Genomic DNA, 20,162 nt, shown 5'->3' with positions numbered 1-20,162 from the left:
CGCAGATTCGTCGCAGGCGTCGCATGGCGGCGCTTTCCTTCCGTTGGAGGGGCGCGAAATAGGGCCTAGGGCGCTTGGCGTCAATGAAATCAACTGTCGCATCAAACAATCTCAATTGCGGTGACGCTCGCTCGGGGACATGGTCCGCCGCGATGACCGACCTCCCCCCCGATCCCGACTCCGTCCCTTCGGCCATCGAAGCGACGGACACCTCGATGCGTGCTCTGCTGAAGCAGACCGACTTCGTGTTCTTCTGGGCCGCGCGCTTCGTCGCCACCCTGGCCGTGCAGATCCAGGCCGTGACGATCGGCTGGCAGGTCTACACCCTGGCCCGCGAGACCGGACACAACGAGGGCCAGGGGGCCTTCCTGCTGGGCATGGTGGGCCTGGCCCAGTTCATCCCGCTGTTCTTCCTGACCCTGACCGCCGGCGAGACCGCCGACCGCCATGACCGCAAGGCGATCATGACCGCCGCCATCGGCGTCGACATCCTGTGCGCCGGGGGCCTGGGGCTGCTGGCCTGGTCGGGACACACCGCGCTGTGGCCGATCTTCGCCATCGCCGTGCTGTTCGGGGCCGGCCGCGCCTTCCTGTCGCCGGCCTCCAGCGCCATGGGACCGATGCTGGTGCCGCGCCCGCTGTTGCCGCGCGCCATCGCCTGGAACTCGCTGTCCTGGCAGAGCGCCTCGATCATCGGCCCGGCCCTGGGCGGCCTGCTTTGCGCCGTCTCGCCGGCCACGGCCTTCGGGGCGTCGGTGGGCCTGTTCCTGCTGGGCGGCCTGCTGCTGACCTTCATCCGCCAGTCGACCAAGCCAGTCGTGCAGCCGGGTTCGCGCTGGACCCTGATCAAGGAAGGCCTGGCCTATACGTGGCACAACAAGATCGTCTTCGGCTCGATCTCGCTGGACCTGTTCGCCGTGCTGCTGGGCGGGGCCACGGCCCTGCTGCCGGTGTTCGCCCGCGACGTGCTGCACGTCGGAGCCGAGGGCTTCGGGATCCTGCGCGCAGCCCCTGCCGTGGGCGCGACCCTGGTGGCGATCGTCCTGGCCAGCCACCAGATCCGCCGCCGCGCGGGCCTGCTGATGTTCGGCGCGGTGGCGGTGTTCGGCGCGGCGACGGTGGTGTTCGGCCTGTCGCAATGGGTCTGGCTGTCGGTGGCCGCCCTGGTGGTGCTGGGCGGGGCCGACATGGTCTCGGTCTATATCCGCCAGACCCTGGTGCAGCTGGTCACGCCCGACCCGATGCGCGGTCGCGTGGCCGCCGTCTCGGGCCTGTTCATCAGCGCCTCCAACGAGCTGGGCGAGTTCGAGAGCGGCGTCGCGGCGCGGTTCCTGGGCCCGGTCGGCGCGGCGATATTCGGCGGCGTCGGGGCGCTGATCGTCACCGGCGCGTGGGCCAGGATGTTCCCCGAGCTGCGCAAGGCGGACCGGCTGGAATAGGGCTCAGGCCCCCGCCAGCTTCCGCAACGCCTCGCCCGTCATCCGACGCACGATCCACTCGTCCATCGCCGCGGCGCCCAGGCTGTCGTAGAAGGCGATCGACGGGGTGTTCCAGTCGAGCACGGCCCATTCCAGCCGGCCCAGGTTCTCGTCGACGCAGCGCTTGGCGAGGTTGGCCAGCAGCGCCTTGCCCGCGCCGGAGCCACGCGCGTCGGGCCGCACGAACAGGTCCTCCAGATAGATCCCGTGCCGGCCGACGAAGGTCGAGAAGTTGTAGAACCACAGCGCGAACCCCACCGGCGCGCCGTCGATCTCGGCGATGTCGCAGAAGGCCTTGGGATTCTCGCCGAACAGCGCCACCGTGACGTCGTCTTGCGTCGTCCGCACGTCGTCGAGCATCTTCTCGTACTCGGCCAGGTCGCGGATGAACCGCAGGATCAGGGCGCTGTCCTCGGGGACGGCCGGCCTAACAGAGACATTGGCGGCGACGGGCATATGGCGGTCTCTTCGGACTATCTGGATTTCGTGCTCGAACAGCTGGCCCCGGTCGGGCCGCTGACCTCGCGCAAGATGTTCGGCGGAGTCGGGCTCTACGCCCAAGGCCTGTTCTTCGCCCTGGTCGACGACGACACCCTGTACCTCAAGGGCGACGAGGCGCTGCGGGCCGACTTCGAGGCGGCCGGCAGCACCCAGTTCGCGCCGTTCGGCATGAGCCCCATGGCCTATTGGACCGCCCCGGCCGAGGCCCTGGACGATCCCGACCTGATGGTCGACTGGGCGCGGAAATCGATCGCGGTGGCGGCGGCGCGGAAGGCTCGACCGCCCCGCTGATCGGTCAGCCGATCACCACGCCCGGCGGCGGGACGCTGTCCTCGGGCACGAAGAAGTCCGGCATCAGGGTGGCGGTGGGATCCACGCGGTATTTGTCGAAGTCGCGCTCGCCCTCGCCGTACAGGAACGTGTCGTCGATCACGAACTGGCCGGTGAACTCGCGCGAGGGCTTGAGGAACATCGCGTGGGCCGCGTCGGCCATGATCTCGACCGTGCGGCAGTGCTTGAGGCCTTCCTCGCCGGTCAGCGCGAACTGGATGGCGGCGGTGGCGATGGCGGTGCGCGGCCACAGGGCGTTGCAGGCCACGCCGTCGGCGCGGAACTCCTCGGCCATGCCCAGCATGCACAGGCTCATATTGTACTTGGCCATCGAGTAGGCGACGTGCGGCGCGAACCAGCGGGGCTTGATGTCCAGCGGCGGCGACAGGGCCAGGATGTGCGGATTGGCCGACTTCTTCAGGTGCGGCAGGCAGATCTTCGAGGTCAGGAACGTGCCGCGCCCGTTGATCTGGTGCATCAGGTCATAGCGCTTCATGTCGGTCGACAGCGTGCCCGTGAGCGAGATCGCCGAGGCGTTGTTCACGCAGATGTCGATCCCGCCGAACGTTTCGACCGCCTTGTCGACGGCCGACTGGACGCTGGCTTCCTCGCGCACGTCGACCACCAGCGGCAGGGCCTTGCCGCCGGCCGCCTCGATCTCGGCGGCGGCCGTGTAGATGGTGCCCGGCAGCTTGGGATGGGCCTCGGCGGTTTTGGCGGCGATGACGATGTTGGCCCCGTCGCGGGCCGCGCGCAGGGCGATGGCCAGGCCGATGCCGCGCGAGGCGCCGGTGATGAAGAGGGTCTTGCCAGCTAGGCTGCTCATGCTTCTGCTCTCGATGCGGTTCTGGCCGGAACGGCGCCGGCCCGGGCGATCACACGGTGGACGGGACCCTGATCCTTCGGCGTGGACCCGGCAAGGCGGATGATCGGCGTCAGCCCCCCGCGCCCGTGGTCTCGGCCGACAGGGTCCAGAGGCGGTCGGCGGCCTCGGGGTCCAGGGCGTGGGGCATGACGCCTGACCAGGGATGCTCCTTGCTCCACGGAACGGCCTGGGCCAGGTCCTCCAGATAGAGGCCGCCGGTCCCGTCCAGCTCCGCGCCGACGGCCGCCCAGACGCTGGTCGAAGCGCCCTGGGCGGGGGTCTTGAAGCCCTCGCGGGGATTGCCGTCGTCGTCGAGCCAGCCCATCGCCTTCTGCTCCTCGAGCGGCAGGTGACGCTGCAGCGGCGTGAAGATGCCGCCGGGCATCACGGCGAAGGCGCGCACGCCCTGATCATTGAACCGCTTGTCGAAGCCGACCGCGAACAGAGCGTTGGCGGTCTTGGCCTGGCCGTAGCTCTCCCACTTCTCGTAGGGGTGCGAGCGGAAGTGCGGGTCGTCGAAGTTCATCGGCGCGCGGCGGTGGCCGATCGACGACAGCGACACCAGCCGTGAACCCCAGCCCGACCTGGCCCCAGCCACCAGGTTCGGGGCCAGCAGCACCGACAGCAGGAAGTGGCCGAAATGGTTGGTGCCGATCTGCATCTCCAGCCCGTCCTCGGTGTAGGCGAGCGGGCAGGCCATGACCCCGGCGTTGTTGATCAGCAGGTTCAGCGGTCGGTCGCCCCACCGCTCGGCGAAGGCCCGGATCGACTTGAAGCTGGAAAGGTCCAGCATCGACCACGACACCTTGCCCCCATTTGGGCCCTTGGCGGTCTTGGCGACGTCGGCCACCGCCGCCTCGGCCAGATCGGGCTTGCGGACGGCGATCACCACCTCGGCCCCAGCCTCGGCCAGGGCGCGGGCGGTCTCGATACCGATGCCGGTGGCGCCGCCGGTGACGATGGCGACCTTGCCGGTCAGATCCTGGCCGGCCACGACCTCGCGAGCGTCGGTGTAGGGCCCGAAGGGCGACTTGATGCGATCGGCCATGATGTTTCGCTCCCGTTCGATTTTTATCGTTGTGTCGGACGCTACAGCTGCAGAACCAAAATCCCCGAGGCGATCGCCAGGCACAGCGGCCCGTAGGCGCGGCGATTGAGCGTCGCGAACGGCGTGCCCTCGGCATAGCGGAAGACGGGCGGGACGTAGGTCGCCAAGCCCCGGCCGGAGAAGACCGCGAACAGCAACCAGCGCGCGGCTTTCAGCAGTGGGTCCCAGGGAGTCGAGACCAGGGTCGCGGCGACCAGGGCGCCGCCCACCGCCAACGCCAGGGCGACCCCGACCGAGGCCAGGAGGCCCGGCGCGCGCATGCCGCGGTTGCGCCCCACCACGTGCTCGACCATCGAGGCCTCGTCATGGCCCGGCCAGCGACCACCCAGCCCCCAATAGAGGTGGACGCCCGCCAGGGCGAACAGGGCCGCCGCCACGATCAGGGCCAGGGCCACCTCACCCGACCTTGCTGAAGTCCGGCGCGCGGCGCTCGGCGAAGGCCATGAAGGCTTCCCGCGCCTCGGCGGTTTGCAGGCGCTGGCCGAACAGCTCGCCTTCCCGGTCCATCAGGGCCGCGATCGTCTCGGCGTCGCGCATCAGTGACTTGGTGGCCGTCAGGGCGCCCAGCGGACGCTTGGCCAGCTGGTCGGCGGCGGCGCGGGCCTTGGCGCGCAGGTCGGCCAGCGGCACGCAGGCGTTGGCCAGGCCCCAGGCGACGGCCGTCTCGCCGTTGACCGCCTCGCCCAGGGCGAACATCGCGTAGGCGCGGGCGTGGCCGATGCGGCTGGGCAGCAGCAGGCTGGAGGCGGCTTCGGGCACCAGGGCCAGGTTGACGAACGGCACGGTCAGCTTGGCGTCGGGGCTGGTGAACACCAGGTCGCAGTGCAGCAGCATGGTCGTGCCCACGCCCACGGCCTGGCCCTGGACGGCGGCGACCAGCGGCCGGTTGGCCTTGGCCAGGTTCTTCAGGAACCGCATCACATGGCGCTCGCCGGTGAAGGCGCCGGTGGCCTGGGCGGTGAAGTCCTGCAGGTCGTTGCCGGCGCTGAAGCTGTCGCCGTCGGCCTGGAACACCACCACCCGCACGGCCGGATCGCTCTCGGCCCGCTCGAGGCTGTCGGCCAGCACGCCGTACATGGCGTTGGAGAGCGCGTTCTTCTTGTCCGGACGGGCCAGGGTGATGGTCATCACGCCGGCGTCGACGGCGACCTGAACGTGATCAGTCATGAGGGGTCTCCTTTGGGGAACTTCGATTGCAGGCTGGTCAGCCAGCGCGACACCACGGCGATCTCGTCGTCCGTGAAGCCTTCGGTGAGATGGGCGTTCAGGCCCTCGACCCCGGCCTTGGCCTCCTCGCGGGCCGTCTCGCCATGGGGCGTCAGGTGCAGGCGGAAGGCGCGGCCGTCCTTGGGGTCGGGCCGGCGCTCGACCAGTTCGGCGCGGACCATGCGGTCGACCAGGCCGGTCATGGCCGAGGGGGCCAGGTCCAGCGCCTCGGCGGCCTCGCCGATCAGGGCGCCGTCCTTCTGGCCCAGCACGAACAGGGCCCCGGACTGGGCGGCGGTCAGCCCGCCCTTGGCGGCCATCTTGGCCTCGACATAGCGCTGCACCCTGCGGTGCGCGACGTTGAGCAGGAAGACGAGGCGGCGATCGGGCGGGGTGCTCATGGCGGGCGAGATTATAGTTCGCGCACGAAATATCAAACGATTGTTTTGGCCTCATGGAGAAATCATTCAACCAGACGGTTGACTCTTTGCAGGCCGATCTACACATTCAACCACATGGTTGAATTACTTGCCCCTCAGTTGGACACCGTCTTCCACGCCCTCGGCGACGCCACCCGTCGCCGGATGCTTCGCGAACTGGCGAACGGCGAACGGACGGTGGGCCAGCTCGCCGAGCCCTTCGCGATCTCGCTGGCGGCCGCCTCCAAGCACATCAAGGCCCTGGAGAACGCCGGCCTGATCCAGCGCGAGGTCCGCGGCCGCACGCACCTGTGCCGCCTCGAGCCCGGCCCGCTGGCCGGCGCCCACGAGTGGCTGAACTTCTACGAACACTTCTGGACCAGCCGTCTCGACGTGCTCGACCGGCTCCTCCGCGAGGAGGACGCCCGCAAGACCCCGCCCACCAGACAAGGAGACGACCAATGACGGAACTCGCGACCCTGGACGCCTATGGCGAACTGATCGAGCCGATGACCCTGAAGATCCAGCGCCTGCTGCCCGGGCCCGTCGATCGCGTCTGGGCCTATCTGACCGAGAGCGAACTGCGCCGCCAATGGCTGGCCTCCGGCCAGATGGACGTGAAGGCCGGCGCGCCGTTCACCTTCACCTGGCGCAACGACGAGCTCAGCGACCCGCCCGGCCGCCGCCCCGACGGCTTCTCCGCCGAGCACAGCCTGGAAAGCCGGATCCTCGACCTGGAGCCGGGCCGCAAGCTGACCATCGCCTGGAACGCCGGCGAGGTGTCGTTCGAGCTGGAGCCCGCCGGCGACAAGGTGCTGCTGACCGTCACCCACCGCCGCGCGCCCGACCGCACGACCCTGCTCAACGTCAGCGCGGGCTGGCACACGCACCTGGACGTCCTGGCCACCAAGATCAGCGGCAAGCCGCAGACGGGCTCGTTCTGGGACGCCTGGACCCGCCTCAAGGCCGAGTACGACAAGCGCCTGCCGGCCTGAGGCCGACACAGGTCGGGACTACGAATGGGGACAGGCGCATGCGCCCGTCCCCATTCTAGTGTCCGGCGGACCGGTACCAGTTCACCCCGTCCGCGTCCGCCTCGCGAACCGCCGTCCCCCGCCCGATCAGGCAGTTGAGGTGGGCCAGGGCCTCGCCGGTGGCCATGCCCAGCAGGTCGGGCCCGATCGGCCGCGCGAACAGGGCGCCGAACACGTCGACCGCCCGCTTGGGTTCCGAGAGCTTGCCCTCCAGCCGCCCCAGCCCGCGCTCGTGGCCGCCGATCAGGTGGTCGATGCGGGCGTGCAGCCCCCGGAACGGGTCGTTGTGGGCCGGCAGGACCAGCACCGTGTCCGGCACGGCCGCCTTCACCTTGGCCAGCGAGGTGATCCAATCGGTCAGCGGATCGGCGTCCGGCTCGGTCGGATGCACCGAGACGTTGGACGAGATCCGGGGCAGCACCTGGTCGCCGGAGATCAGCACGTCCAGCTCCGGGCACCACAGGCAGGCGTGGTCGGGCGAATGGCCCTGGCCCGTCACCACCCGCCAGTCGTGGTCGCCGATGCGGAAGGTCTCGCCGTCGGTCATCCGGCGATAGCTGTCGGGCATCTGGTAGATCGCCTTGCCGAAGCCCCCGAACCGGGCCTTGTAGTTCTCGATCGCGTCGTCGTCCCAGCCGGCGGCGTGGAAGAACCGCACCCCGTCCTCGGGCGCCTCGCGGCCGGTGTCGGCCACCAGCATCCGGCACTGGAAGTATTCCAGCCGGGTCATCCACAGCCGGACGTCGAACTTGCGGGCGATCCAGCCGGCCAGGCCCACATGGTCGGGATGGAGGTGGGTGCAGATCACCCGGGTGACCGGCCGGCCGTCCAGCGCGCCGGCGAACGCCGCCCGCCAGGCCTGCGAGGTCTCCTTGGTCTGCAGGCCGGTGTCGACCACCGCCCAGCCCTCGCCGTCGGCGATCGCCCAGACATTGATGAAGCCCAGAGAGCCGCCCAGCGGCTGGCGCAGCCAAAGGACGCCCGGCGCGACCTCGACGGCCTGGCCCGAACCCGTCTCCGGCGCCGTTTCGAACGGATAGACCAGCCGTGGACGGCGTGGTTCGGGCGTTTCGGGCGCGTCTTCCTCGATCCCGTCTCGCATCTGCGTCCTCCGGTCACAGCCATCGTCATGATTGCGCCCCCGTCGGACGACATCTTGACCCTTGATGCAAGCGGGCCTTAAGTCCGCCGCGAGGAATTTACCCCAGGAGACATCCCCCATGAGGCCTATCGCGATCGGCTTGACGGCCGCCCTCGCGCTCGCCGCGCTTATCCCCGCCACCGTGATCTCGGCGGCGAAGGAAAAGGAAAAGCCGGCAGCCGTCGACGCCAAGGCCCGCGAGGCCGGCATGAAGGCCACGCCGGACCTGATCAAGGCCGCCGGCGTCTCGTGCACCGTCACGGACGCGCGCCTGATCGGCAACGACAAGAAGTCGGCCACCGACTACTACGAAGTCGCCTGCCAGCAAGGCATGGGCTTCGCGGTCGTGGCCAAGAAGGACACGCCGCCGCAGACCTACAGCTGCCTGGAAACCGCCGGCGCCGGCGCCGACGGCAAGCCCAGCGCCCTGCTCTGCGTCCTGCCGGGCAACGCCGACCCCAAGGCCGGCCTCGCGCCCTACCTGGCCAAGACCAACACCGCCTGCGAAATCCAGAACGCCCGCGCCATCGGCGCCGGCGCCAAGAACGCCTATTTCGAAGTCGCCTGTAAGGGCGGCGTCGGCTACGTCATCCAGACCGCCAGCCCGGTCAACATCGACCAGGAAGTCGTCGCCAACAGCTGCCTGCTGTACGAAGAAGGCGGCACCGTCAGCTGCAAGCTGACCGACAAGGCGACCCAGCTGGGCATCGTCGACACCTTGAACACCGCGGCCGCCAAGAACTGCGCGATCAAGGACAAGCGCTACATTCTCAGCACCAAGACCGACAACTACTTCGAAGTCGCCTGCCAGGACGGCAAGGGCTACGTCTACCAGCAGACCGCCACCACCGGCGCGTTCGCCAAGGCCATCGACTGCGCCCAAGCCGGCTTCGTCGGCGGCGGTTGCACCCTGAGCGACGCCGTGGCCGCCCAGACCGAGCAGGCCGGCCTCTACACCAAGCTGGCCACCAAGGCCGGCTTCGACTGCAAGGTCGAGAAGTACGGCATGCTGCCCAGCAACGATCCCCGCAAGGAGATCGTCGAACTGAAGTGCTCCAACCGCCCCGACGGCGGCATCGGCATCTTCACCGCCAGCAGCAACATCGTCTACGACTGCATCACCTCGGAAATGAACGGCTATCGTTGCAGCTTCACCAAGCCGGACGCCGCCTTCTCGCGCCTGACGAACGACCTGAAGTCGCTGGGCAAGGGCAGCTGCACCGTCTCTGGCGCTCGCATCATCGGCCAGACCGCCACCGACGGCTATGTCGAAGTGGCCTGCTCGGACGGCCTGCCCGGCTGGGTGATGGCCTATCCGCTGAACACCACCGCGCCGCACGCCAAGGAAGTCCTGTCCTGCCTGCAGGCCAAGGGCGTGGGCGGCGGCTGCAAGTTGCCGACCAACGCGACCAAGAGCTGATCGGGCGCATAGCCTGAACGAAAGAAGCCCGCCGGGAGCAATCCCGGCGGGCTTTTTCTTTGTCGCGAATTCAAAGGCGGCTCAGAGGATCAGAACCCCGCCCCGACCTTCTCCAGGCTCGAGGCCATCTGCTTCAGGCGCTTGTCCAGCTCGGCCATCGTGCGGTTCAGCGCCCCTTCGTCGTCGCGCCAGACCTGCAGGGTGCGGCCCCAGACCGCCGACATCGCGGTCAGCCGAGCCGGCGTGGCGTCGACGCCGGCGGCTTCCAGGACGGCGCGGGCGGTCCGGGGGAAGCGCAGGGCCGAGACCACCAGGCTCTCCGAGCGGCTGATGGCGATCAGGGCGGCGCGGTGCGGCTCCATCGCCTCGATCCGGGCCATGGCGGCGTCGAACAGGCGGTCGTGGGTGGTGGCGTCTTCCGCCGAGGCGGTGGCGAGGGCGGCGCGGTCGAAGCGGGTCGCTAGGTGGTTCAGCACCGCCCCCTTGCCGTCGGCCCGCGAATAGAGCTCGGCGAACGGAACCTCGGCCTTCAGGGCGATGTCGCGCAGGGTGATCTGGGTCCAAGGCCGATCGGCGGCCAGGGACAGGGCCGCGGCGGCGGCGCGATCGAGGATGTCTTCGGCGGCGGTCATGGAGTGGAAATGGCGGGTTCTGGCCCCGCTTACAAGAACCCTCTCCCAGGGGGAGAGGGCACATGTGCCTGTCCCCAATCCGGGCAAGGATTTACCCGCCCAGTTCCACCGACCGCTTCACCGCGGCGTCCAACGCGCGTGGCAGCAGGTCTCCAAACCCGCCCTCGCCCATCAGCACGCCCAGCGCCGCGGCGGTGGTGCCGCCCGGCGAGGTGACCTGCCTGCGCAGTTCGGCCGGCTCTTCGCCGCCCCGGCCCAGCAGGGCCGCCGCGCCGACGATGGTGGCCCGCGCCAGCTGGGCCGAAGCGGCAGGGTCGAGACCCTGGCCCGCGCCCGCCGCCTCCAGCGCCTCGATGAACGCGTAGAGATAGGCCGGGGCCGAGCCCGACACGGCGGTCGCGGCGTGCATCAGTTCCTCGTCGTGGAGATCGACCGTCGTGGCGACCGGGTCGAGCAGGGCGTGGGCGCGCGCCCTGGCCTGAGCCGTTTCGGCGAAGATGCTGGCCGTGCCCAGGCCGATGGCGACGGCGGTGGTCGGCATCACCCGGGCCACGGCCCGGCCGCCGAACGCGGCGGAGATGTCGGCGGCGCGCACCCCGGCGGCGATCGAGACGATCACCGCGTCGGGAGCGAGGTGCGGAACGACGTCGGCCACGGCCTCGCGCCAGATCTGCGGCTTGACGGCCAGCAGCACGGTCTTGGCGACGGACAGGGCTTCGAGCGGCGGATTGACGGTCGCGCCGGGAAAGGCGCCGGCGTCGACATGGGGATCACGGACGATCAGGTCGGCGGCGGCGAAGGCCCCCGCCTTGGCCCAGCCCTCGATCAGGGCCCCGCCCATGCGTCCGGCGCCGAGGAGGAGGATGGGGGTCATGCAGGATCTCCGCTCTACCTGATCCTTCTCCCCCTGCGGGAGAAGGTGGCTTGCGTAGCAGGTCGGATGAGGGGTCGCACCTGCCTATCGGAGGGGGAGGCGAAACGCGGCTGCGTCTCCCATCAACCCCTCATCCGTCGGCTTCGCCGACACCTTCTCCCGCAAGGGGAGAAGGGCTTCGTCTAAGCCTGGCCGACGGTCTCGAACATGCAGGCGGCCATGGCCTCGTCGGGGGTCTTGGCGCCGTGCAGCAGGAAGTCGAAGGCCGGATAGAAGCGGTCGGCGGCTTCCACGGCCGCGTCGATCATCGAGGCGGCCTGGGCCATGGTCGGGCGCTCGCCAGCCGGCAGGGCCAAGGCATGACGGAACACGACCTCGCCGTCGTCGGTCCAGACCTCGAAATGGCCCAGCCAGACGCGCTGATTGATCATCGACAGCAGTTCGTAGGCGGCGGGGCGCTTGGTCTTGGTGGCGCGCAGGTCCAGCGACAGGCACAGCTGCAGGCAGTCGGCCTCGGGCCGCCAGGCGAACCACAGCTCGTAGTCTTTCCAGTCGCCGGTCAGGGCGAAGGCCAGGTCGCCGTCCTCGGTGCGGTCGAACGTCAGGTTCTCGGCCGCAAGGACGTGCTCGACGACCTCGAGGGGATCCATCGCCAGCAGGACGTCGTCTTCTTCTGGTTGGGTGTCCATAAGAACCTTTGGCCCCCGGGGAGGGACAGGCCGTGGGGCCCGTCCAAATCACCCACTCGAGGGACTCTAATCTGCTTCGCGGGCGGCGTCACAACCGCCTTCACGCTGAACGGGAACGAAACTCGCCTATTCGGCCGCGTTATCGCTACCAGCGGCGGCCTTCTTGGCGGGGGCTTTTTTGGCCTTCAGCTCGGCGACTTCGGCGCGCAGCGCCGCCACTTCCGCCTTCAGGGCCTCGAAATCGTCGCGCCGGATCAGGTCGAACTCGGCGGCCAGGCGGTCGGCCTGGGCCCGCATCGCGGTCTTGGCTTCCTCGCCGGCGGTCTGGGCGATGCCCATGGCGGCCTGGGTCAGCTTGGCGAATTCGTCGAGGAAGGGGTTTTGGCTGTGCATCGAGATTCCCAAAGCGCCTCGGGGGCGCGGCGCGGTTCGTCGCTGGCCTTATATGGGAAACGAGGGATGAAAGCGAAGTGGGAACGCGGTAGAGGTGCGACCATCTGTCCGTCCGGAGCGCTCGCGGCGTGATCTTCCCCGACATCGACCCCATCGTTCACATCGGCCCCTGGGCGCTGCAATGGGGCCCGCTGGCCCTGCGCTGGTACGCCCTGGCCTATGTCGCCGGCATCCTGCTGGGCTGGCGCTACGCCGTCGTCCTGGTGCGCGACGCCAAGCTGTGGGGCGGCCACAAGCCCACCGCCACGCCAGTGCAGATCGACGACCTGGTGCTGTGGATCACCCTGGGCATCATCCTGGGCGGGCGGATCGGCTACGTGCTGTTCTACATGCTGATGAACGCCGACCAGCGGGCCGGACTGGCGGCCAACCCGCTGGCTGTCTTCAAGATCTGGGAGGGTGGCATGTCCTTCCACGGCGGCTTCCTGGGGGTGTGCGCGGCGATCGCGCTGTTCGCCCGCCAGCAGAAGATCGACATGCTGAAGCTGGGCGACCTGGTCGCGCCCGTCGTGCCGATCGGCCTGTTCTTCGGCCGCTGCGCCAACTTCATCAACGGCGAGCTGTGGGGCCGGGTCACCGACCATCCGTTCGGCATGATCTTCTGCAACCGCACGATCCAAGCGGCGAACGGCGGCTCGTGTCCCGCCGGTCCGGAACCGCGCCATCCCAGCCAGCTCTATGAGGCGGCGCTGGAAGGCGTGGTGCTGTTCCTGATCCTCAGCTTCGCGGCCTACAAGCTGAAGTGGCTGCAGCGTCGCGGGGCGCTCGTGGCGACCTTCCTGATCTGCTACGGCCTGTTCCGGGCCCTGCTCGAGAACGTGCGCAATCCCGATCACGGCATGCCCGACTTCCCGCTGGGCCTGACCATGGGGATGATCCTGTCGATCCCGATGCTGCTGGTCGGCGCCTGGCTGCTGTGGCGGGCCCTGCGCGAGCCGGCTCCCGTCCCCGTCGCGGAAGATCATGAGCCTGCTTGACCGCCTGCGGGCCCAGATCGCCCAGGACGGCCCGATCAGCGTCGCCGAGTACTTCACCCGCTGCCTGCACGACCCGCGCGACGGCTACTACGCGACGCGCCCGGCGCTGGGCGAGGGCGGCGACTTCCTGACAGCGCCCAGCGTCAGCCAGATGTTCGGCGAGCTGATCGGCCTGTGGATCCTGGAGACCTGGACCCGCATGGGCCGGCCCGCGCCGGTGCGGCTGGTCGAGATGGGCCCCGGCGACGGGACGCTGATTTCCGACATCCTGCGGGCCGCCAGGCTGCTGCCCGAGTTCCTGGACGCCGCCGACCTGTGGCTGGTCGAGGTGTCGCCGCCGCTGCGCGCGGTCCAGGCCGCGAAACTGGCGCCCCTGACGCCCAGCTGGGTCGATCGCCTCGAAGCCGTGCCGGCCGGCGCGCCGCTGATCCTGGTCGCCAACGAGGTGCTGGACTGTTTGCCGGCGTATCAGTTCGTGCGGACGGCCGGCGGCTGGGCGGAGCGGATGGTTGGGCTGGATGAGCAAGGCGAGTTGGCGTTCGGCCTCAAGCCGCTAGGCCCTCCCCCTGTGGGGGAGGCGGCCCGAAGGGTCGGTGAGGGGAACCTGCCGAGCCAGCAAACTCCCCCTTCCGTCGATCTTCGATCGACACCTCCCCCACAAGGTGAGGACCTGGAGCCTGGCGTCGTCGTCGAATCCTCGCCCGCCCAGGCCGCTCTAGGCTCCGAGATCGGCCATCGCGTCGCCCGCGACGGCGGGGCGGCGCTGCTGATCGACTACGGCCGCGACACGCCCGGCTCCGGCGACACGCTGCAGGCCCTGAAAGCCCACGCCAAGGTCTCGCCGCTGGCCGAGCCGGGCCAGGCCGACCTGACCGTCTGGGCCGACTTTCCCGCCGTGCTGGCCGCCGCCGTCGAGGCGGGCGCCGCGACGGGACCCATCCTAAGCCAAGGCGCGTTCCTCCAGGCGCTGGGGATCGAAGCCCGCGCCCAGGCCCTGGCCGCCGCGCGCCCCGATCAGGCCGAAAAGCTGGCCAGGCAGCTTGATCGCCTGACCGGAGCGGCGCAGATGGGTCAGCTGTTCAAGGTCGCCTGCCTGTCCGCGCCCGGCCTTTCTCCTCCGCTTTTCGAGGAACCGTAGACGATGCACGACCTGCCCACCGTCCAGTCGCCGCTGCTGGCCGCCGTCGCGGGGGTCCGGCATGCGTTCTTCACGCGCCAGGGCGGGGTGTCGACCGGGCTCTATTCCAGCCTCAACGTCGGGCGGGGCAGCAAGGACGAGCCGGCCGACGTCGCCGAGAACCGCGCCCGGGCCGCCGCCTGGTTCGGGGCCGCGCCGGAAGACCTCAACACCTGCTTCCAGATCCACTCGACCATCGCCATCGTCGCCGACGGCTCGTGGGGCGACGTTCGCCCCGAGGGCGACGCCGTCGTCACCAAGACCCCGGGCGTGGTCTGCGGAGCCCTGCACGCCGACTGCGCCCCGGTGCTGATCGCCGATCCCGTCGCCCGCATCGTCGCGGCCGCCCACGCCGGCTGGCGCGGGGCGCTGGACGGCGTCGTCCAGGCCGCGGTCGACCAGATGACCGCCCTGGGCGCCCAACCGTCTCGCATGGTCGCCGCCGTCGGCCCCTGCATCGGCCCGCAGTCCTACGAGGTGGGGCTGGAGTTCCTGCACCGCTTCGAGGCCGACAGCCCCGGCTCCGGCCGATTCTTTGCGCCCGGCCAGGCCGACGACAAGCGCCTGTTCGACCTGCCGGCCTTCGTCCTGGACCGGCTGGAGACGGCCGGCGTCGGACAAAGCGAATGGGTCGGCCGCGACACGCGAACCGAGCCGGACCTGTTCTTTTCGAACCGCAGGGCCTTCCTGGCCGGGGAGTCCGACTACGGACGACTTCTCTCGGCGATCGCGTTAGAAGCGTGAGCGCCCGGGACGAAGGGCCGAATAACGAGGCTCAGTGGAAACACGGGGTTGTTCCCACGCCCGAGACTGCTAGAAGCCCCCGCAACGGCGACACCCCTTCCCGAGATAAAATCATGAAGCTGCTGTCCGGCAACTCGAACCGCACCCTGGCCCAGGCCATCGCGGAGTATCTCGACATGCCGCTGACCCGCGCCCAGGTGCGCCGGTTCGCCGACCTCGAGGTGTTCGTCACCATCGACGAGAACGTGCGGGGCGAGGACGTCTTCGTCATCCAGTCGACCAGCTATCCGGCCAACGACAACCTGATGGAGCTGCTGATCTGCATCGACGCCCTGAAGCGCGCGTCGGGCAAGCGGATCACGGCCGTGCTGCCCTACTTCGGCTACGCCCGCCAGGACCGCAAGACCGGCGGCCGCACGCCGATCTCGGCCAAGCTGGTGGCCAACCTGATCACCCGCTCGGGCGCCGACCGCGTCCTGACGATGGATCTGCACGCGGGCCAGATCCAGGGCTTTTTCGACATTCCGACCGACAACCTGCTGCCCTCGCGCCTGCTCGCCGACGACATCCACAAGCGCTACAAGATGGGCGACGACCTGATGGTCGTCTCGCCCGACGTCGGCGGCGTGGTGCGGGCCCGGGCCCTGGCCAAGCGCCTGAACGACGCCGACCTGGCCATCGTCGACAAGCGCCGCTCGGCCCCCGGCGAGAGCGAGGTCATGAACATCATCGGCGACGTGAAGGACCGTCGCTGCATCCTGTTCGACGACATCGTCGATTCCGCCGGCACCCTGTGCAACGCCGCCGCCGCCCTGATGGCGCACGGCGCCAAGTCGGTCTCGGCCTATGTCACCCACGGCGTGCTGTCGGGCGCGGCCGCCGAGCGCGTGGCCAATTCGGTGCTGACCGAACTGGTGGTCACCGACTCGATCGAAGCCTCCGACACCGTCAAGGCCTGCCCGAAGATCCGCTACGTGTCCTGCGCCCCGCTGATCGGCGAGGCCATCCGCCGGATCGCCAACGAGGAATCGGTCTCCAAGCTGTTCGACTAAGCCTCGGAAAAACACCCTGGGCGGGAACTGATCGGGCTACACACGCCTTTTCGACAGCTACGCTTGTCAAGACATGGTTAACGGGCTGACTGTCACAATCTCGCCCGCGCGCCAGTGTTATGGCGGGCGCTCTATATCATTGGGGATGTTCCAGGGATGCTTTCCACCACGCGTACGCGCGCCGCGCTGACGGCCATCGCCGTGGTCGCCGCCACCTTGCTGGCCAGCTGCGAAACGCCGCCGCCGCCGCCGCCGGTGGTCCTCGCCCCGCCCGCCCCGCCGCCGATCACCCTGTCCTCGAGCATCGTCGAGAAGGCCAGCGCCTTCCGCGGCTACATGCAGCGCGCCGGCGCGATCGGCGCCACGTTCGAGAACGGCGACCAGATCCAGGCTTCGCTGAAGGTCGGCGTCGGCTACGAGCCCAAGCAGTTCCTGTCGGGCGCCACGGCCTACGCCGCCGTCCTGGCCCTGCAGGACCCGACCTACGTGGCCTCGGTGCGCGCGTTCGCCGCCGATCCGACCCAGCGCCAGCAGGTCATCAACCAGATCATCTCCGACCCGGCCTACGCCGTCGGCTTCAAGGGCAGCGACACCGCCGCCGGCCGGATCATCGACACGCTCGGCGCCGACGGCGTGAAGCTCTACACCGCCGGCAAGGCCGTGAAGCAGTCGGCCTACGATGTCCAGCGCGCCAAGTGGTCGCTGCTGCCGGTGCTCGACCGCGACGGCCGCCTGGCCTACGCCAAGACCATGTCGGCGACGCCGGCCCTGGCCGACAGCGCCGACGTGGCGGCCCTGCGGCAGGCCTCGATGAGCGGGGCCACGCTGGTGTCCGCTCCCGACGCCTCCGTGACCGCGGTCCCCGCGACCGACACGACCGCCGTTCCGGTCGCCGGCCCCCGGGCCGCGCCGCCGCCGTACAAGCCCCTGGTGATCCGCGGCCTCGCCGTCGCGGCCCTGGCCGCGCTCGGCTACGCGGGCGACGACAAGCTGGCCCTGATCGACGCGGTGATGGCCGAGCCGGCCAGCGCCATGTGCCTGAACATGGCCAAGCTGAACCTCTACCAGTGCCTGGCCGTCTCCAAGCCGCACTACGAGGACGTCTTCTGCCTGGGCCAGCACATCATGATCGACACCGGCATGTGCGTGATCAAGGCGTCGGGCGCGGCGATGCCCTACGAGCCGCCGCCCCCGCCCAAGCCCGAACCGGCGGTCATCAAGAAGAAGCCGGTCGCCAAGAAGGCCCCGGCCACCAAGAAGAAGAGCTAAGCGGCTCTACAGCCTGCCCTTTCGTCGCACTCCAGACGGCCGCCCGTTGCATCGGGCGGCCGTTCTGTGTATGAGGCGCGACCCAAAAACGTCGACCGGGCGAGACAATCCAGTCTTGTGCGGCGGCTTCGCATTTCGAGAGCATGGGGCTCTCCAGAGAGACAAGACATGGCCGAGATCATTCTCAACGTCGAACTTCGTGACCGCGCCGGCACCGGCGGTTCGCGCGAAACCCGCCGCCAGGGCCTGGTCCCCGGCGTGCTGTACGGCGGCAACCAAGCCCCGGTGAACATCGCCGTGAAGGTCAACGAATTCCGCAAGGCGCTCTACACCGGCAAGCTGCTGGGCCACCTGGTGACCCTGCAACACGGCGCCGACAAGCAATCGGTCATCGCCAAGGCCGTGCAATTCCACCCCGTCACCGACGTGCCGCTGCACTTCGACCTGTACCGCGTCGACGAGCACCAGCTGATCAAGATCGAAGTGCCGGTGCACTTCAAGAACCACGAAACCTCGGTCGGCCTGAAGAAGGGCGGCACGCTGGAAGTCATCCGTCACACCGTCGAGCTGGCCTGCCCGGCCGACAAGATCCCCGAAGAGCTGGTCATCGACCTGGCCTCGCACGACATCGGCGACGTCATCCGCATCTCGGAAGTGAAGCTGCCGGAAGGCGTGCGCCCGGCCCAGGACCGCGACTTCGTGATCGCCAACCTGAAGGCCTCGGCCGCTTCGCAATCGAACGAAGGCGACACGGCCACCACCGAAGCCTAAGCGCTTTGGTCGGGTCACCGATCTGATACGTGAGAACGGGCGGGCTTTCAGGCCCGCCCGTTTTTCGTTTTGACGCCCAGTTTAGGTCTTGAGCGATGCTGATCCTCGCCGGCCTCGGCAATCCCGAGCCGAAATACGAGAAGAACCGCCACAATGTCGGGTTCATGGCGGTCGACGCCCTGGCCCGCAAATGGGGCACGTCGCCGTGGCGTTCGCGCTTCCAGGGCCTGGCCTGCGAGGGCCAGATCGGCACGCAGAACGGCCCGGTCAAGCTGCTGCTGCTCAAGCCCAAGACCTTCTACAACGAGAGCGGCCGCGCCGTGGGCGAGGCGATGAAGTTCTTCAAGCTGGCGCCGAGCGACGTCATCGTCTTCCACGACGAGATCGACATGGCCCCCGGCCGCTTCCGGATGAAGGCCGGCGGCGGGGCGGCGGGCAACAACGGCGTGCGCTCCATCACCAGCCAGATCGGCGACACGTTCCGCCGCGGCCGGATCGGCGTGGGCCATCCGGGCCACAAGGACGCGGTCATGCACTACGTGCTGGGCGACTTCCACAAGGTCGAGCACCAGTGGCTGGACCCGATGCTGGACGCCCTGGCCGACGCCCTGCCCTTCGCCGCGGCCGGCGACGACGAACGCTACCAGGCCGAGGTGCTGCGCCTGGCGCCCGCGCCGAAAGCCGATCCGAAGAAGGCCGCGCGCCAGCCCGAGTAAGGGACCGGCCGATTGACGGCGCCGGCTTCCGCCCACACATAACAGCCTAGCCTTGGCCAACGCCAAGCTTGGAGCGCCTCTACCGATGATCCTGATAGGCCTGTCGCTGATCTTCTCGATCGCCCTGTGCGTCCACGTGGTGCGCACGAGCCAGCAGATGTACTGGCTGATGATCATCCTGCTGTTCCAGCCGCTGGGCGGGCTGGTCTACCTGCTGGCTATCGTCGCGCCGGAGTTCCTAGGCGGGGCCAAGGCCCAGAAGGCCCGGCAAGCCGCGCGCCAGGTCCTCGACCCGCAGCGCGAGTACCGCGAGGCGAGCCGGGCCGTCGACGACGCCGCGACCGTCACCAACCGCACCCGCCTGGCCGTCGCCGCCAGCGGCCTGGGCAAGCATGCCGAGGCCGAGCGCCTGTACGCCGAAGCCCTGCAGGGCATGTACGCCGACGATCCGCAGCTGCTGCTGGGCCGCGCCAACGCCCTGATCGAGCTGAACCGCTCGGCCGAGGCGCTGCCTCTGCTGGAAAGCCTGAGCGCCCAGTCGCCCGCCGCCCGCACGCCGAACGTCGCCCTGGCCATGGGCCGCGCCTATCACGCCCAGGGCCGCGAGTCGGAGGCCGACACCGCCCTGCGCTGGGCGGCGGCGCACCTGCCGGGCTTCGAGGGGATGGCGCGCTACGCGGTGTTCCTGGCCGAGACCGGCCGCAAGGACGAGGCCCGCGAGGCCCTGACCGAGATCGACAAGCGCCTGGCCAAGACCCACTCGCACTTCCGCAAGGAAGCCCGCGGCTGGCGCGACCTGGCGGCGGCGGCGGTGGGGACCTAGTTCCGTTCTCCGCCGTCCCCGATCAGCAGGTGGCCCAGCCAGCTGACGGCGCCGACCACCAGCGAGCCGAAGATCCCCGCCCACAGGCCGTCGACCACGAAGCCCTTCAGCATCAGGCCGACCAGGCCCAGCATCGCGGCGTTCACGACCAACAGGAACAAGCCCAGCGTCACCACGGTGATCGGCAGGGTGAGCACGAAGACCACGGGCCGGACGATGGCGTTGACCACGCCCAGCAGCACCGCGGCGATCAGCAGGCTGGTCCAGCCGCCCGGCACGGCGATGCCCGGCACGATCTCGGACGCCAGCCACAGCCCCAGGGCGGCGATCAGGGCACGGATGATGAAGCGCGTCACGGGCAAGCCTCCTTGGCGTCCAAGCGCGACTATTAGATGTGCACTTCCCCTGTCGCAGCAAGGCCTCGCCGCGCCTTGGGTCGCATAGCCGACAGTGAACATGTTCATTGAGAGCTATGGTCTGAGA

25 protein-coding genes are annotated in these 20,162 nt (G+C 69.3%); 13 read left to right on the top strand and 12 right to left on the bottom strand.

Annotated elements, in window-relative coordinates:
• Positions 1–152 precede the first annotated feature (152 nt).
• Positions 153–1,439 carry an MFS transporter gene (locus AC1DMQ_RS19530; protein WP_477035219.1) on the top strand — a complete coding sequence of 429 codons (1,287 nt, stop codon included), beginning with the start codon at positions 153–155 and terminating at the stop codon, positions 1,437–1,439.
• A 3-nt stretch (positions 1,440–1,442) separates the two neighbouring features.
• Here the strand turns inward: AC1DMQ_RS19530 and AC1DMQ_RS19525 are convergent, their stop codons facing one another.
• Positions 1,443–1,934 carry an N-acetyltransferase family protein gene (locus tag AC1DMQ_RS19525; protein WP_477035218.1) on the bottom strand — a complete coding sequence of 164 codons (492 nt, stop codon included), beginning with the start codon at positions 1,932–1,934 and terminating at the stop codon, positions 1,443–1,445.
• On the opposite strand from AC1DMQ_RS19525, the gene AC1DMQ_RS19520 reads away from it, so the two are divergent.
• Positions 1,935–2,270 (top strand): TfoX/Sxy family protein, encoded by a 336-nt coding sequence (locus tag AC1DMQ_RS19520; protein ID WP_477035217.1) that lies wholly within the window; start codon positions 1,935–1,937, stop codon positions 2,268–2,270.
• Between the two features lie 4 nt (positions 2,271–2,274).
• On the opposite strand, the gene AC1DMQ_RS19515 is transcribed toward AC1DMQ_RS19520, so the two are convergent.
• The 5 genes from AC1DMQ_RS19515 to AC1DMQ_RS19495 form a co-directional block, all read right to left on the bottom strand.
• Entirely contained in the window at positions 2,275–3,135 is an 861-nt protein-coding gene (locus AC1DMQ_RS19515; RefSeq protein WP_477035216.1) for an SDR family oxidoreductase, read from the bottom strand.
• A gap of 109 nt (positions 3,136–3,244) precedes the next feature.
• Positions 3,245–4,222 (bottom strand): SDR family NAD(P)-dependent oxidoreductase, encoded by a 978-nt coding sequence (locus AC1DMQ_RS19510; RefSeq protein ID WP_477035215.1) that lies wholly within the window; start codon positions 4,220–4,222, stop codon positions 3,245–3,247.
• 41 nt (positions 4,223–4,263) lie between these two features.
• The gene (locus AC1DMQ_RS19505) at positions 4,264–4,677 is read right to left on the bottom strand and encodes a DUF3995 domain-containing protein (protein ID WP_477035214.1); all 414 of its coding nucleotides are present in this window, start codon (positions 4,675–4,677) and stop codon (positions 4,264–4,266) included.
• Between the two features lies 1 nt (position 4,678).
• Entirely contained in the window at positions 4,679–5,449 is a 771-nt protein-coding gene (locus AC1DMQ_RS19500; protein ID WP_477035213.1) for an enoyl-CoA hydratase, read from the bottom strand.
• Complete coding sequence (locus tag AC1DMQ_RS19495) at positions 5,446–5,889, bottom strand: MarR family winged helix-turn-helix transcriptional regulator (protein WP_477035212.1); 444 nt, start codon at positions 5,887–5,889, stop codon at positions 5,446–5,448. The genes AC1DMQ_RS19500 and AC1DMQ_RS19495 overlap by 4 nt, the downstream gene beginning before the upstream one ends.
• Positions 5,890–6,027: 138 nt before the next feature.
• Here AC1DMQ_RS19495 and AC1DMQ_RS19490 point away from each other — a divergent pair, with 138 nt between their 5' ends.
• Both AC1DMQ_RS19490 and AC1DMQ_RS19485 read left to right on the top strand, forming a co-directional pair.
• Positions 6,028–6,372, top strand: coding sequence for an ArsR/SmtB family transcription factor (locus AC1DMQ_RS19490; protein WP_477035211.1), 345 nt, complete (start codon positions 6,028–6,030; stop codon positions 6,370–6,372).
• Entirely contained in the window at positions 6,369–6,902 is a 534-nt protein-coding gene (locus tag AC1DMQ_RS19485) for an SRPBCC family protein (protein ID WP_477035210.1), read from the top strand. Before AC1DMQ_RS19490 ends, AC1DMQ_RS19485 begins: the two co-directional genes overlap by 4 nt.
• 55 nt (positions 6,903–6,957) lie before the next feature.
• Here AC1DMQ_RS19485 and AC1DMQ_RS19480 read toward each other — a convergent pair whose 3' ends face one another.
• On the bottom strand, positions 6,958–8,043 hold the full coding sequence (locus tag AC1DMQ_RS19480) for an MBL fold metallo-hydrolase (protein WP_477035209.1): 1,086 nt from the start codon (positions 8,041–8,043) through the stop codon (positions 6,958–6,960).
• Between the two features lie 118 nt (positions 8,044–8,161).
• On the opposite strand from AC1DMQ_RS19480, the gene AC1DMQ_RS19475 reads away from it, so the two are divergent.
• The gene (locus AC1DMQ_RS19475) at positions 8,162–9,502 is read left to right on the top strand and encodes a hypothetical protein (protein WP_477035208.1); all 1,341 of its coding nucleotides are present in this window, start codon (positions 8,162–8,164) and stop codon (positions 9,500–9,502) included.
• 89 nt (positions 9,503–9,591) lie between these two features.
• Here the strand turns inward: AC1DMQ_RS19475 and AC1DMQ_RS19470 are convergent, their stop codons facing one another.
• The 4 genes from AC1DMQ_RS19470 to AC1DMQ_RS19455 all read right to left on the bottom strand — a co-directional run bounded on the left by AC1DMQ_RS19470 (position 9,592) and on the right by AC1DMQ_RS19455 (position 12,090).
• Positions 9,592–10,134, bottom strand: a complete 543-nt coding sequence (locus AC1DMQ_RS19470) for a TetR family transcriptional regulator (protein WP_477035207.1) — start codon at positions 10,132–10,134, stop codon at positions 9,592–9,594.
• 91 nt (positions 10,135–10,225) lie between these two features.
• Complete coding sequence (proC, locus tag AC1DMQ_RS19465) at positions 10,226–11,008, bottom strand: pyrroline-5-carboxylate reductase (protein WP_477035206.1); 783 nt, start codon at positions 11,006–11,008, stop codon at positions 10,226–10,228.
• 182 nt (positions 11,009–11,190) lie between these two features.
• A complete protein-coding gene (locus AC1DMQ_RS19460) occupies positions 11,191–11,697 on the bottom strand; it encodes a type III secretion system chaperone family protein (protein WP_477035205.1) in 507 nt (168 codons plus the stop codon).
• A gap of 126 nt (positions 11,698–11,823) precedes the next feature.
• A complete protein-coding gene (locus AC1DMQ_RS19455; protein ID WP_477035204.1) occupies positions 11,824–12,090 on the bottom strand; it encodes an accessory factor UbiK family protein in 267 nt (88 codons plus the stop codon).
• A gap of 128 nt (positions 12,091–12,218) precedes the next feature.
• Between AC1DMQ_RS19455 and lgt the strand changes: the two genes are divergently transcribed.
• The 8 genes from lgt to AC1DMQ_RS19415 all read left to right on the top strand — a co-directional run bounded on the left by lgt (position 12,219) and on the right by AC1DMQ_RS19415 (position 19,679).
• The gene (gene lgt / locus AC1DMQ_RS19450) at positions 12,219–13,127 is read left to right on the top strand and encodes a prolipoprotein diacylglyceryl transferase (protein WP_477035203.1); all 909 of its coding nucleotides are present in this window, start codon (positions 12,219–12,221) and stop codon (positions 13,125–13,127) included.
• Positions 13,114–14,265, top strand: coding sequence for a class I SAM-dependent methyltransferase (locus AC1DMQ_RS19445; RefSeq protein WP_477035202.1), 1,152 nt, complete (start codon positions 13,114–13,116; stop codon positions 14,263–14,265). Before lgt ends, AC1DMQ_RS19445 begins: the two co-directional genes overlap by 14 nt.
• 3 nt (positions 14,266–14,268) lie before the next feature.
• Positions 14,269–15,048 carry a peptidoglycan editing factor PgeF gene (pgeF, locus tag AC1DMQ_RS19440; RefSeq protein ID WP_477035201.1) on the top strand — a complete coding sequence of 260 codons (780 nt, stop codon included), beginning with the start codon at positions 14,269–14,271 and terminating at the stop codon, positions 15,046–15,048.
• A 113-nt stretch (positions 15,049–15,161) separates the two neighbouring features.
• A complete protein-coding gene (locus tag AC1DMQ_RS19435; RefSeq protein ID WP_477035200.1) occupies positions 15,162–16,100 on the top strand; it encodes a ribose-phosphate pyrophosphokinase in 939 nt (312 codons plus the stop codon).
• Positions 16,101–16,256: 156 nt separating this feature from the next.
• Positions 16,257–17,369, top strand: a complete 1,113-nt coding sequence (locus tag AC1DMQ_RS19430; protein WP_477035199.1) for a hypothetical protein — start codon at positions 16,257–16,259, stop codon at positions 17,367–17,369.
• A gap of 168 nt (positions 17,370–17,537) precedes the next feature.
• Positions 17,538–18,140: a 50S ribosomal protein L25/general stress protein Ctc gene (locus AC1DMQ_RS19425; protein ID WP_477035198.1), complete on the top strand. Its 603-nt coding sequence runs from the start codon at positions 17,538–17,540 to the stop codon at positions 18,138–18,140.
• A 95-nt stretch (positions 18,141–18,235) separates the two neighbouring features.
• Entirely contained in the window at positions 18,236–18,856 is a 621-nt protein-coding gene (pth, locus tag AC1DMQ_RS19420) for an aminoacyl-tRNA hydrolase (RefSeq protein ID WP_477035197.1), read from the top strand.
• Between the two features lie 85 nt (positions 18,857–18,941).
• Complete coding sequence (locus tag AC1DMQ_RS19415; protein WP_477035196.1) at positions 18,942–19,679, top strand: tetratricopeptide repeat protein; 738 nt, start codon at positions 18,942–18,944, stop codon at positions 19,677–19,679.
• Here AC1DMQ_RS19415 and AC1DMQ_RS19410 read toward each other — a convergent pair.
• Entirely contained in the window at positions 19,676–20,035 is a 360-nt protein-coding gene (locus AC1DMQ_RS19410) for a phage holin family protein (RefSeq protein WP_477035195.1), read from the bottom strand. The two genes, AC1DMQ_RS19415 and AC1DMQ_RS19410, sit on opposite strands and share 4 nt — an antisense overlap.
• Between the last annotated feature and the right edge of the window lie 127 nt (positions 20,036–20,162).

It is taken from the genome of Caulobacter sp. 05L422 (assembly GCF_056397765.1).
This window is presented reverse-complemented; position numbering and strand designations above follow the sequence as displayed.